Origin of the sequence: Chryseobacterium barbadense (assembly GCF_042849955.1) — a bacterium.
In the GTDB taxonomy this organism is placed as follows: Bacteria; Bacteroidota; Bacteroidia; order Flavobacteriales; family Weeksellaceae; genus Chryseobacterium.
Map to the genome: position 1 here is coordinate 1 of NZ_BAAFHL010000059.1, position 13,167 is coordinate 13,167.

Consider the following 13,167-nt stretch of genomic DNA (forward strand, 5'->3'; position numbering starts at 1 on the left):
GGATATAGCCCTTACAAATCAGGAAGGACATTTTGTTCTGAGAACAAGAGTGAAAATCCCTTTCAGGATAGTGGTCAGTAAAGAAGGTTTCACAAACCAGACGGTAGAAATCCTTTCTCTATCCAATAAGATTGCCATAGAGCTTAATCCACAAAACACGATCATTAATGAAGTGGTTATTTCAGCATCCCGTGTTCCTGAAAAAGCATTAAAGTCACCTATTGCCATTGAGAAAATAGATATCAAAACCATTCGTGAAAGTCCCGCTTCGTCATTTTATGAAACACTGGAAAATGTAAAAGGATTACAGCTTTTAACTTCAAGCCTTACCTTAAAGGTTCCCAATTCCAGAGGGTTCAATTCTCCTAATAATTTCCGTTTTATGCAATTGGTAGATGGAGTAGACGTTCAGTCGGCCACATTGGGAGTTCCGTTGGGAAATGCAATAGGACCAACAGAACTGGATATTCAGTCTATGGAAGTTACTCCCGGTGCTGCATCTGCTCTGTACGGAATGAATGCCATTAACGGATTGGCCAGCCTCCAGACCAAAGACCCGTTCACATCCGAAGGTTTGAGTGTCTATTTCCGAGGCGGAGTGAATCATGTTGATAATCTCCGCCATCAAACTGCTCCATTAGGAGAGAGTGCTATCAGATTTGCCAAAGCTTTCAATAAAAACTTAGCAGTCAAGATCAATGCTTCTTATTTTAATGGTATTGACTGGATTTCAGATAACCACACCGATCAAAATCCTAATTCATTGATTACAGCCAATCCTAATTTTCCTCTTACCAATAATCCTGCTGAAGATCTCTGGAATAAATACGGAGACGAAAGGAACAACAGGGTAGCGGTAAAGGTAAATTATAATGGAAAACCCACTACTTTTAATGTTTCACGAACGGGATATCTTGAAAAAGATCTGGTAAGCCCGGAAGTGAAAAATATCAAATTCGATGCAGGTTTGTATTACCGTTTCGGAGATCAGTGGAGAACATCCTATGTATATCGTTACGGATTGTTAGACGGAACTTTTCAAAGAGGAAACAAAATCCGTCTTCAAAATGCAACGGTTCAGAATCATAAAGTTGAGCTCACCGGTAAAGAACTCACATTCAGAGCCTATGTATCTATTGAAAATACGGGAGATTCCTATAACCTGAAACCTTTGGCAGATAATCTTGACCTTACCAATCTCTCTAATAGTAATTGGAGAAACATATTCCAGACTACTTTACAGAATACCCTTAACGCCGGAGTCAGCTTGAATGATGCATTTATTCTGGCAAGACAAGAAGCTGATAAGAATAGAGCAGTTCCCGGAACCGCTGCTTTTGAACAGTTAAAAAATACCATTATCGGAATCAACAACTGGGATTCAGCCAATGTAGGAGTTGTAGGAGCTCCGGCAACAGGGGGAGCCAAACTGGAACAAAAATCCCTTTTTTATCAGGGTGAAATTACCTATGACTTCAGCAGATGGGTAAAAATATTCAGCCTTTTGGCAGGGGTTGATTACCGTTTATACAGCATCACACCGGACGGAAACAATTTTGTGGATTTTAACAGGCCTGTCGCTGAAAGAAATATCCCCTTAGCTGACGGTACATTCGGTAAAGACGTGACCTACCAGAAATATGGTGCTTTTGCACAGCTTACCAAACTTTTCTTCGACGATAAACTAAAAGTTAATCTGGCTTTGCGTGTCGACAGAAATCCGGAATTTGAAACCAAGTTTAATCCCAGAATAAGTGTTGTTTATTCTCCGGTAAATCAGCATAATTTCAGGGCGTCCTTTCAAAACGGATTCCGTTTTCCATCTTTATTTGAAGCCCTTTCCTTTGTGAATAACGGGAATGTGAGAAGAGTAGGAGGACTCACGAAAGTCAATGAAGGATTAGGCTATCTTGAAAACTCTTACACTTTAGCTTCTATAGATCAGTTCACTTCAGCTGTGAATGCAGCAGTAGATGGAGGAGCTACACAGAACCAGGCTGCTTTGGACAATAGAAACCTTTTAGCAGTCGCTGATCTGCAAAAATTACAGCCGGAAAAGATCAACTCTTTTGAAGTAGGATATAGATCAGTATTTTTTAATAATAGACTGGTGATCGACTGGGATTTTTATTACAACATTTACGAAGGCTTCCTGGGACAAGTGGAAGTAGCAGTTCCTAAAAACGGGAAAATAGGTACAGATCAGGCTATTCTTGATATGCTTGACCGCAGCAAGCAAGACCGATACAGAGTTTATACCAACAGCAACAGTACCTATAAAAGCTATGGAACCTCCCTGGGAATCCGCTATAACCTTATCAAAAACTATAATATCAATGCGAATGTGTCTTACAATGATCTTATATCTTCTAACAGATCAGATCTCTTCATTACCTCTTTCAACACCCCTAAATGGACGGTAAATGTAAGTGTGGGAAACAGAGAAATTATTAAAAATATAGGGTTTACGATTGTCGCAAGATGGCAGGATGCCTTCTTATGGGAAAGTCCGCTGGCTTCAGGAAATATTCCTGCTTATTACACCATTGATGCACAGGCAACATGGAGAATCCCTGAAATTAAAGCCCAGGTTAAAATAGGAGCCACCAATCTATTGAACCGTCGTTATTTTCAATATGCCGCAGGTCCGGAAATCGGAGGGTTATACTATTTAGCCTTCACGTATGATTTAAAACTCTAATACAATGAGCAATACTTTGTATCCTGTATTTCTTAAGCTTGAAAAGCTATCACTACTGATCATCGGAGGTGGAAAAGTTGCATTGGAAAAACTCCAATCTGTTCTGGCCAATTCTCCGGAAACGCCTATTGCATTAGTGGCTAAAGAAATCATTCCTGAAATTAAAGCTTTACAGGGCATTTATCCGAATCTCCTTATCCATGAAAGAGCTTATCTTAAGGAGGATTTTGCAGGCGTTGATCTTGTAATCGCTGCCGTAAACGATATTGTTTTAGCAGAAGAAATCCGCTTCAACGCTCATCAATGTAACCTGCTCGTCAATATTGCTGACAAACCAGAATTATGCGATTTTTATCTGGGTTCAATTGTCAGAAAAGGAGATCTTAAAATTGCCGTATCAACAAATGGGAAATCTCCGACCATAGCTAAAAGAGTCCGTGAAATGTTAACTGAGAGTATTCCGGATGAAATAGATCATGTATTGGACAATATGCAGGATATCCGCAACCGGTTGAAAGGAGATTTTGATTACAAAGTAAAAGAACTCAACAAGCTTACTACTCAATACCTCAAGGAAAAAAAAGAGAGTACTCCATCTGATCTGGAAATGGAGAAACTGATACGAATCACCAAAACAGTACAGAAAAGAGCCAATATTTACCTGGGAATCATTGGCATTTTCACTCTTTTCGGAGTATTAGGAATTATTATTCATCAGTTTAACCTTTCAGGAGATATCCAGACTTTTCTTAATAAGGACGGACATATTTTTTACTGGATGCTGTTGGCAGGTTTTCTGGCAGAAATTGTTGCGGGATCTATGGGAATGGGATATGGCGTGATCTGTACCACCACTTTATTATTGCTGAATGTTCCGCCTCCGGTGATCAGCGCAAGTATTCATTCTGCCGAATCATTTACCACAGCAGCAGGAAGCTTTAGTCATTATAAATTGGGAAATGTCAATAAAAAAATGGTCTGGATATTATTTCCTTTAGCTATTGCGGGCTCAATAGCAGGAGCATTAGCGTTATCGTATTACGGAGAATCTTATGCTCACGTCGTAAAACCGATCATTGCCTGCTACACGCTGTATTTAGGATTAAATATCTTAAAGAGTGCATTCAAAGAAAAAAAGGGAAGCAATGTTCAGCCTAAAAGGAAAACCAACCTTAGGATATTAGGATTCGCCGGCGGATTCATTGATTCTTTTGCAGGAGGAGGATGGGGCCCGTTGGTTACACGAACACTGATCAAAGAGGGAAGAACTCCAAGATACGTAGTGGGAAGTTCAACGGTAGCCAAATTTTTGCTTACTGTAACAAGTGCTGTAACGTTTATTTTTACCATCGGGATTCACCATTGGAACATTGTATTAGGACTTTTGTTAGGCGGTGTTTTTACGGCTCCGTTTTCTGCCATGCTTACTTCCAGATTACCTACAAAGAAAATGTTTGTGGTGGTAGGTATTCTGGTTATTATCATGAGCCTGATATCCATCATGAAGTCTTTATTATAATGCAGATTTGAAAAATGGTTTCCAGGATTTATAATATTCCTTTAAAAGCCAGAATTGGTGTTGCCACCGATAAATTTTACTGATATTTATTATAGAATGTAATAGAGAGTTATACTGATTTCAGTGTGACTCTTTTATTTTGCTTCAAAAACGAATAATATTCATAAAAACTTACTATTTACGGGCATAATTATTGTACAAAATTCCATAACCACAAAATATATTATCATGAAAAACGAACAGACTATAGCAGTATTGAATGATCTGCTACATATTACCAATGACAGAATTGAAGGATTTGAAAAAGTAGAAGGAAAAATATGGGAAAGATACCCTGATGTCAAGAATGAATACGACCATATGATTTCCCAATCCAAAATCATGAAAAACGAACTGATTGATCTTATTACCGAAATCAACGGAAAGCCTCAGGATTCTCCATCAATTGCCGGAACACTGCACAGAACCTGGATTGATATCAAGAATTCTTTCCTGTCAGCCAATGTAGAATCTACATTGGAAAATGTAGTTTTCGGAGAGAGAGCAGCGATAGATACCTATGAAGAAGCTCTTAAAAATGGGAATCTCAGCGGAAGAAGCCTGGAAGTTATAACAAGCCATTTAAAAAACCTTAAAGAATCTTACCATCAGTTTGAAAAGATAAAAGAATATAAAGAAAGAGAATAAGGCAGATAATAACAACATTAAAATATCAAATCGTATTTAAGCAAACAACAATTTAAAAGCAAAAGAGGGGCTATTGCACTTTTCTTTTCAAAAATTAACTCAGAAATAAAGTTTTTCATAGTGAAAATTTTACTAAAATCTTCCTTATTTAATGTAAAGGTTTTATTTGAAAATGCCAGCAATTCAATTCATTTTCAATATTAATAATAATTCAACAAAAAACATTTATATTAACAATATATTAAATAATAAAATATTTATATTATTTTATTTCAAAACATATGAACATATCATTATTATTCATATCTTAGTGATGTAATAAACAAATAAATATTTTACACATGAAAAACTTAAAAAAATTAAACAGAAACGAATTGAAAACTATTTCAGGTAACGGACTATTTGATAACATTGTAGGCGTTGCCAATGGCCTGGGTGGTGTAGTAAGCGGTGCCGTAAATGGTACTGGTACTATTGTTGGTGGAGTTGTAGGCGGTGTTGTAGGAACTGTGGGTAGCGCCGTAGGAGCTGCCGGCAATCTTGCAGGAAGTACACTTTGTCAAGTACAATGCGTAATTAATGGGGTTGTTACCATTAAGTTACTCGCATGTGGATCCACTTGTTAAGATAAACACATATTCATGTTACTATGAGAAACCGCTCAGAAGAGCGGTTTTTTTATTTTCAAATTAAATTCTCTTATTTTCCAATAAAAAAGAGCATGCTTTAAGCCACCCTTTTATTATTATAATCTATTTCTGAATTAATTTCCTGCAGTTATTTTTTCTTGATATTTACTTGATGCGTCATTGATAGCATTTTGTGTATTAGTTAGACCATCATTAATTTCAGTAAGCAATACTCTGTCTTTATTTTCATCTCCTTTATTTTTTCTAATATCAATTAGTTCTACATATTTATTATTAACAATATTTTTATATGTTTCTAGATTTGTTAATACCGTTTTTTGAAATTCCGCTTCATTTCCACTAGTTTCAATAGAGGTTATTTTATCTATAGTGTTATTTAGGTTTTTGCTCCACGTACCTCTTACTTCTTCAGCTTTAGTATAGTCTCCAGCTGTCATGGCATCATTCATACTCATTTGATCCTTTTGAAGATCATTAATAGCTAGCATTATTGTATTATTAAATTCTACAGGATCTTTGATAGATTTGGTTTTTACTTTTTCAGAAGTAGAAGAGTCTGATTCTGTAGTTTTAGAGTCCTTTGAACAATTAATTAGAGTGAACAAAATGGTAGCTATCAAAGCTAATTTCGTAATCGAGTTTTTCATAATAAAATATTCTGTGATTTAATTTGCTGCAAATATAACTGGTTTTAATTAAAATATATCTGATTTTTTTAAAAAAACAAAAGTTTTTTATTGAATTAAGTCTTATAATCACAAAAAACATCTAAAGTAGCGGAAGAAGCCGGGGAAGTTATAGTTACTCGCTTGTTAAAATAAACACATATTCGTGTTACTATGAAAAACCGCTCAGAAGAGCGGTTTTTTTATTTTCAATTAAATTCTCTATTCTCAAAATAAATAAGACACAAGATAACTGTATATTGATTGTACAATACTATCATAATTCTTATAAGGAAATACTTACTATTTCAATGAAATTAAATTAAATTAAATTAAATTAAATTAAATTATTGCTTGATAATCTTTTTAGTGATGGATTTCCCGCTTTTAAGTTCTGCCTTAATAAAATAAATTCCTGCCGGTATAGCTGAAATATCTATTCTATCTTTTTTATCGGATTGTAAAATAAATTTGCCTTCTATATTATTAATCAAAACATTCCTTATAGGCTCTTTAGAGTGTATGCTGATGAAATCTGAAGCCGGATTAGGGTATATATCAATCTGCTTATCCAGATCAATATCAGTCGTGGATAAAGTTCCATTATCCCCAAAAGTGAAAGAACGCGTATGATTGGTTGGATACCCGGTCAAAGTAACATCATTAAATGTCATTACCAATAACGCCCCTATATGGTTTGGGGAAATCCAGCTATAGGCTTCACTATAAACGGTCATGGTTGGGTTGCCGGTTACGTTAGTCGTGATATTCTGTACTCTTTTAATTCTTAATGTGTTTGGATAAGTGCCTAATGGAGTAATAAGGGTTCCATAAGCATCCACAGTAACAGTAAGTGTTCCTGTATTTGTAGTTCCGGCCGGGGACGAATGGTCACTCCATGTATCTGTAAATGTTTGTTGATACACAATAGGATATTTTTGTTCCAACTTATAATCATCAAAAATTTGCAACGTAGTTCCGTTTGAATCTGTATTTTTACCGCCTATAGTTGAAATTTCATTATTAGAAAACAACTGATAGGAATATGAATTACCTCCGGGGGTATTCAGTTTATTGGCTGCAGGAAAATCCGAGCAATTGCTGTTTCCGGGACAGTTATAAGTAGTTTGTGAAGTCGTGGCTACAGATGAATACTGGGAAAAATTCCATGTTACATTGGCCCCTGATGGTCCGGGTGATAAACTTCCCAATAAAGTATTATCTGCATGATGATATGATAAAGTTCCTATGTAACCTCCATGGCTGGCCGGAATAGTAGGCTGGCCGGGAATATTCAGCCCTATAAAAAGTAAAAGGATATAATATATTTTTTTCATAATTTATTTTTTTCTGTGAATAATGAGTGAAGCAATACACTGCCAAATTATTGCAGTGTATTGCCGGATAAATCTGTTATTTCATTTTGATTTCTATACTGCCTTCATCAAAACCCGTAATATTTTTATCAGAAATAATCCCTTTCGCTCTGGCTTGTATGTTATCCAGAAGCTTTTCTGTACTTCCTGAATGCATTACCGTGATCGTAGATGAAGAAGCATTATACTTCATTTTAGAATCACTCACTCCTGTTGATCCTGAAACGATGGAATTAAGTTTTTTGAGGCTTGCCAGATCTATACTTTCAATATGAATAATGGTCCTGGTCTCGGCGGTTGAACCGGCATTATTATCTTTTTTATTTTTTTTACTAAATAATGACGTTACCTTACCACCTGTTTTAGAAGCTCTGTCTGCCGTATTAGATGCTTTATCTACTTTGCTCACGGCGTTATCTATTTTATCAAAAAGGCTCTGGGCTTTTGCGGTTGAGATGCTGAATGTGAATAGAGCAAAACTCAGTAAAATAATTTTATTCATTTCTTTTGATTTATGTGTTTAGCTTTACAAACTTAGCTCTATATTGTACTTTCTGTCAATCCCTATTATCAGGATACTTTATATCCTGATTCTAGGATATCCAACACTCCTGATTTCAGGTATTCTTATATTAATAATTTTATTTAATATTGATATAAAAACAAAAACCTTCGATGATGAAATTAATATTATTCCTATTTTTTTTATTTTTCTTCAATCTGCAGGCACAGCAGATCCTTCCCATTAACGAAAAACCTTATCTGGACAGCCTGCAGCGAATAATTACTAAAGACCTAGCATCCAAAGCAGATGCTTATCTGTTATTATCAGATTACTGGAGAAGTAAAGACTCTCTGAAAAGTAAAATGTTTCTTCAAAACGGGAAAAAGCTCATTAGCAAAAATGACCCCCTAATGAAAGGCAAATATCTCTTTTATGAAGGGCAATATTTTTCTGCAAATAATCCGGCAAAGGCATCCCTGCTTTTCCAAAGTTCCATAGAGACCCTCAAACCCATTTATTCTAAGCAGTCTTATAGTTTTCAGGCTGCATCATGGTATAACTTTGCCATCGCTAACAAAGAGAAAGGCTATCCTTTTATCATCAATATTCTTACGGAAAAAACCCTGCCGTTAGCACAAAAATCTAAAGACAATACCAAAATAGGACATTACTACTCACAATTAGCTTCAATTCTTATGTACAATGCCCAATTCGAAAAAGCGGATATGTACAACAAAAAAGCAATTGAACTGCTTGAGAAGGATGCTCCCGCTTCATCGTCCTTATTTTTTGCCTTTCTAACTGGTAATACTATTTTCATATATCTCCGCAAAAACCAGCAGGCAGGTGAAATGTTGAAAAAAGCAGAAGCAATGATTAAGGGACTTCCCGAATCAGTAAATCATGCTATGTACTATTATACAGAAGCAACCTATAATGTAGGTATTGGAAATACAGAGAAAGCATCTTCCAGCATTGACAAAGGAATAGCTCTGGCAAAAAAATATCGTCAGTTTAATTTAATTCAAATGCTTTCCATTAGAAAATATGAACTGCTTAAAGGACAAAAAAAATACACCGAAGCCCAAAACCTTCTTTCTTCCATCCTTAGCGAAAAAGATTTCCCGCTAGAAGTCAATAATAAAAAAGCATTATTTGCCGAAATGTCAGCTATCAGTGAGCTACTGGGGAACCAAAAAGATGCATTTTTATGGTTGAAAAAATACAGCACCCTGAATGATAGTCTTCATACAGAAAATTTAAAGCTTGAGATCAGTAAATACGAATCAAAATTCAACACTAAAGATAAAGAAAGACAACTTGCTGAAAAACAACTGGAAATCACTAAAAAAAATCTTTATTTGTGGATTTTCGGAATCGTAATCTTTATTCTTCTATCATTTGTGGCTTTTGCTTTCATTTATTTTCGTAACAAGAGGGTACTTGCTGAACAACGAGAGATTAATCTTCAACAAAAACTAAGGGAAGTGCAGCAAACTGAAGAACTGAAAATTACAAAAGCTGTACTGGGGGGAGAAGAAAAGGAGAGAGAAAGGCTCGCTAAAGAACTTCATGATGGGTTAGGTGGCTTACTGACCGTATTAAAAATCAATATGGCTAATTGGGCATTTGATCATAAGGCGGATCAAATGCCCGGATTTGATAAAATGTTGAACCAGGTGGACAATTCAATTTACGAACTTAGAAGAATGGCAAGAAATATGATGCCTGCAAGCCTAATTAATTTTGGTCTTGAGGCAGCCATTCGTGATCTGTGTGAATTATACATCAGAAAAGACCTCAATATTGATTTTTTACCAACAGATATTAGTGAAAATATTCCTCAAAATATTCAGGCCAATATATACAGAATTGTCCAGGAGCTGCTTTCTAATGCTGTCAAACATTCAGGCGCCACAAGTATTATTCTGCAATGTTCACAATTCGAACAGGATTTTTTTATCACTATTGAAGATAATGGAAAAGGAATTGATCAAACTTTTACTTCCCAAGGAATGGGAATGAATAATTTACAAAACAGAGTAAGTTATCTTAAAGGAAAAATGGAGGTTACCTCCGAGGAAAATGAAGGAACATTAATTAGTATACAACTTAATACAAACATAACGTAATGGAAACTCATATAGCTATTTTAGATGATCATCCGATATTGGTTCAGGGCCTGATAACGATGTTAGAAAATGAAAAAGATTTTAAAATTGCTGCTACATTCCTTGATGGCACCAATATTATCCAGTTTATGAAAGATAGCAAAGTGGATATCATTTTGCTGGATGTCAGCCTCCCGGATAAAGACGGTATTGAACTGTGCGGAGAGATCAAAGCCACATTTCCGGAATGCAGAATCATTATGCTCAGCAATCATACGGAAAGAAGTATTATTATGAAATGCATGCAAAATGGAGCTAATGGTTATCTTTTAAAGAATATCTCTGTCAATGATTTGTTACGAAGCATAAAAGAAGTGATGGACGGAAACATTGTTTTCTGTAATGATACTAAAAAGATTATCAGCAAGATTCTTTCTAATCAACCGGCTGAACCGATTTATCTTACTAAAAGGGAAAAGCAGATCATTCAGCTACTGGCAAAAGGGAAGACAAGTAATAATATTGCTCAGGAGCTCTTTTTAAGCCCGTTAACAGTTGATACTTATCGTAAAAACCTGTTACAAAAATTCCAGGTCAAAAATACGGCAGAGCTCGTTTCCATGGCAATTCTAAAAAATATTATTGAAGAATAGATTTTATATCAGAATTATATGAGTATCGAGATAATAAATACAGCATATTAATATATTGTGCAAAAAGTTATAAAGATGAGTATTATACAATGGTTTATAAACAGTAAAAACATTTAATTTAACATAATATAAATTATAGGACAAATTATTTTAACCTGGAATATAGCTTTCTACTATACTGTTCTTGACGAAAACACTAAATTTGTCATAACAAATCGCAAAACCATGAGAAAATTAGCAATATTATTTCTTTTAATTGCTTTTTCAGTAAACAAGACAATTGCCCAAACATCAGAAAGTAAACTTCAGTTAGAATTCAGTGAGCTTAATGCCTGGACCTCTTCAAGTTCTGTTGCAATACCAGGAAATGTTTCTAAAGAACCATTAGCTGCCCGCACTAAAACGTTAACTTCTCAACTCAATCCGGATCAGAGCTTTGATATGAAAATAAGCTATGCTCCGGATGGTATGGACGTTTGGGGAGCCTGGTACACTGAACAGAATAAATTCAATACCTTTAATTTTACCCACTGGCAATATGTGGACACTTTTATCTGGTTTGCAGGAAAAATATCCATACCTTCCAAACTATGGACTGATACAGCTCACAAAAACGGAGTTAAAATTATTGGCACTGTATTTCCTAATGATAAGGAAATGAATTTTCTTATTCAGAAAGATGCCAAAGGGAAATTTATTGCAGCTCAAAAGCTGATTGAAATTGCTAAATACTATGGTTTTGACGGCTGGTTTTTCAATGTAGAATCGTCTGTTTCTCCATCCGTAGCCTCTCAGTTTATGGAAATGTTGACACAATTGGAAGCTACAAAGTCCAAAGGTATGGAAATCCACTGGTATGATGCGATGACTCCAAACGGTGAAATTTCTTATCAAAATGCCCTGAATAATGCCAACGCTTCTCTCCTGCAAAATGGCAAAATCCGGGTTTCAGATGCCTTTTTTACTAATTATTGGTGGGGATCTGATCAGATTACTTCTTCTGTAACGACAGCAGGAAATATCAAAAGAAGTGCGTTTGATATATACACCGGTGCCGATGTCTGGCCTAAAAGAACAGGCGCTCAGGCTTTATTCACTAAATCTCCCGACTATACGTGGATCACACAGCTGTTCAATAATTATGGGCCGGCTGGAAATGCAGGTCCGGTAAACAGTCCGAAAACTTCATTAGGTTTATTTGCCATGAATCTGACTTATAACAGCGGACTCACAAATTACAATACCAATGCAGATGACCATGCCAGTTTTTATAAAACAGAATCCCGGATTTTTTGCGGAGATGATAATAATGTTGCAGTAACAGATCCTGATGGAATCCATATCTGGAAAGGAATTGGATATTATGTGCCTGTTCGTACGGTCATTAACAAGCTACCCTTCAAAACAGATTTCAATGTGGGACAAGGAAAAATTATGGCAACCAATGGAAAAATAATAGCCAGAAACTGGTCCAATATGGGAAAACAGGATATTTTGCCTTCATGGCAATGGGCTGTTTCTTCCGCAGATTTGAATGCCAATACTCTACGGCCCTCGTATTATTTTGATGATGCTTATAATGGAGGAAGCTCCATCCAATTTGCAGGGAATCTTGCAAATGATGTGACAGTAAAATTATTCCAGACAAAACTTACAATCACTCCTAAAACAAAATTTTCTTTAACCTATAAATATCCGGCCGCCGGAAATACCAATGCCAGATTAGCGCTTTATTTCAGTGATAATCTTATTAAGCCTGTATACCTAAATATAGATAAGGCTTCCGGCTCCGAATGGAACACTTCTGTTTTTGATCTTTCCCTTTATAAAGGAAGAGAAATAGCTGTTATTGCATTGAATTTCCATACCGGAACTCCTCTCAATAATTATGAATTGTACTTAGGTCAATTCAATATTTTTAATAAATAATTTAAATTTCATATAAAAAATTTGCGTAGCTAAATAACTACATATATATTTGTAGTCAAATAACTACACGATGAATTTGAGAAGAGATGTATTTCAAGCCATTGCAGATCCGACAAGAAGATCAATATTAATGCTTGTTGCTACACAGTCTATGACTGCAGGCGCTATTGCGTCGAATTTTGATACCGCAAGACCTACCGTTTCAAAACATTTGCAGATCCTTGCAGAATGTGAATTGCTTCGACAGGAACAAAACGGCAGGGAAATCATTTACCACCTGAATCCAAATAAAATGAAAGAAATTGCCGATTTTATAGAACCTTTCCGCAAAATGTGGGACGACCGGTTCAACAAACTGGAAAGTATAATGA

General features: G+C 35.6%; 11 protein-coding genes. 8 read left to right on the forward strand and 3 right to left on the reverse strand.

The features are described from left to right. The 4 genes from ACGHIN_RS14650 to ACGHIN_RS14665 form a co-directional block, all read left to right on the forward strand. Positions 1-2,701, forward strand: a 2,701-nt coding sequence (locus ACGHIN_RS14650; RefSeq protein WP_390455071.1) for a TonB-dependent receptor, incomplete at its 5' end; no start/stop codon positions are given. A 4-nt stretch (positions 2,702-2,705) separates the two neighbouring features. Next, positions 2,706-4,220, forward strand: a complete 1,515-nt coding sequence (locus ACGHIN_RS14655) for a TSUP family transporter (protein ID WP_390455074.1) — start codon at positions 2,706-2,708, stop codon at positions 4,218-4,220. A gap of 228 nt (positions 4,221-4,448) precedes the next feature. Continuing rightward, the gene (locus tag ACGHIN_RS14660; RefSeq protein WP_390455076.1) at positions 4,449-4,907 is read left to right on the forward strand and encodes a PA2169 family four-helix-bundle protein; all 459 of its coding nucleotides are present in this window, start codon (positions 4,449-4,451) and stop codon (positions 4,905-4,907) included. Between the two features lie 341 nt (positions 4,908-5,248). Beyond that, on the forward strand, positions 5,249-5,533 hold the full coding sequence (locus tag ACGHIN_RS14665; RefSeq protein WP_390455079.1) for a bacteriocin-like protein: 285 nt from the start codon (positions 5,249-5,251) through the stop codon (positions 5,531-5,533). A gap of 137 nt (positions 5,534-5,670) precedes the next feature. Here the strand turns inward: ACGHIN_RS14665 and ACGHIN_RS14670 are convergent, their stop codons facing one another. The 3 genes from ACGHIN_RS14670 to ACGHIN_RS14680 form a co-directional block, all read right to left on the reverse strand. Then, complete coding sequence (locus ACGHIN_RS14670; RefSeq protein WP_390455082.1) at positions 5,671-6,204, reverse strand: LIC11966 family surface protein; 534 nt, start codon at positions 6,202-6,204, stop codon at positions 5,671-5,673. 365 nt (positions 6,205-6,569) lie between these two features. Next, a complete protein-coding gene (locus ACGHIN_RS14675) occupies positions 6,570-7,559 on the reverse strand; it encodes a T9SS type A sorting domain-containing protein (RefSeq protein WP_390455085.1) in 990 nt (329 codons plus the stop codon). A 76-nt stretch (positions 7,560-7,635) separates the two neighbouring features. Then, the gene (locus ACGHIN_RS14680) at positions 7,636-8,100 is read right to left on the reverse strand and encodes a hypothetical protein (protein ID WP_390455088.1); all 465 of its coding nucleotides are present in this window, start codon (positions 8,098-8,100) and stop codon (positions 7,636-7,638) included. A gap of 176 nt (positions 8,101-8,276) precedes the next feature. On the opposite strand from ACGHIN_RS14680, the gene ACGHIN_RS14685 reads away from it, so the two are divergent. The 4 genes from ACGHIN_RS14685 to ACGHIN_RS14700 all read left to right on the forward strand — a co-directional run. Further along, entirely contained in the window at positions 8,277-10,235 is a 1,959-nt protein-coding gene (locus tag ACGHIN_RS14685) for a sensor histidine kinase (RefSeq protein ID WP_390455091.1), read from the forward strand. After that, positions 10,235-10,867 (forward strand): response regulator, encoded by a 633-nt coding sequence (locus ACGHIN_RS14690; protein WP_390455094.1) that lies wholly within the window; start codon positions 10,235-10,237, stop codon positions 10,865-10,867. The genes ACGHIN_RS14685 and ACGHIN_RS14690 overlap by 1 nt, the downstream gene beginning before the upstream one ends. A gap of 225 nt (positions 10,868-11,092) precedes the next feature. Next, positions 11,093-12,796 (forward strand): endo-beta-N-acetylglucosaminidase, encoded by a 1,704-nt coding sequence (locus ACGHIN_RS14695; protein ID WP_390455096.1) that lies wholly within the window; start codon positions 11,093-11,095, stop codon positions 12,794-12,796. A 70-nt stretch (positions 12,797-12,866) separates the two neighbouring features. Continuing rightward, positions 12,867-13,167, forward strand: a 301-nt coding sequence (locus ACGHIN_RS14700) for an ArsR/SmtB family transcription factor (RefSeq protein ID WP_390455098.1), incomplete at its 3' end; no start/stop codon positions are given.

What these genes read in the sequence shown, in the direction of transcription:
- ACGHIN_RS14675 (WP_390455085.1), bottom strand. Translation starts at nt 7,559, where the DNA reads ATGAAAAAAATATATTATATCCTTTTACTTTTTATAGGGCTGAATATT.
- ACGHIN_RS14665 (WP_390455079.1), top strand. Translation starts at nt 5,249, where the DNA reads ATGAAAAACTTAAAAAAATTAAACAGAAACGAATTGAAAACTATTTCA.
- ACGHIN_RS14695 (WP_390455096.1), top strand. Translation starts at nt 11,093, where the DNA reads ATGAGAAAATTAGCAATATTATTTCTTTTAATTGCTTTTTCAGTAAAC.
- ACGHIN_RS14690 (WP_390455094.1), top strand. Translation starts at nt 10,235, where the DNA reads ATGGAAACTCATATAGCTATTTTAGATGATCATCCGATATTGGTTCAG.
- ACGHIN_RS14670 (WP_390455082.1), bottom strand. Translation starts at nt 6,204, where the DNA reads ATGAAAAACTCGATTACGAAATTAGCTTTGATAGCTACCATTTTGTTC.
- ACGHIN_RS14660 (WP_390455076.1), top strand. Translation starts at nt 4,449, where the DNA reads ATGAAAAACGAACAGACTATAGCAGTATTGAATGATCTGCTACATATT.
- ACGHIN_RS14685 (WP_390455091.1), top strand. Translation starts at nt 8,277, where the DNA reads ATGAAATTAATATTATTCCTATTTTTTTTATTTTTCTTCAATCTGCAG.
- ACGHIN_RS14680 (WP_390455088.1), bottom strand. Translation starts at nt 8,100, where the DNA reads ATGAATAAAATTATTTTACTGAGTTTTGCTCTATTCACATTCAGCATC.
- ACGHIN_RS14655 (WP_390455074.1), top strand. Translation starts at nt 2,706, where the DNA reads ATGAGCAATACTTTGTATCCTGTATTTCTTAAGCTTGAAAAGCTATCA.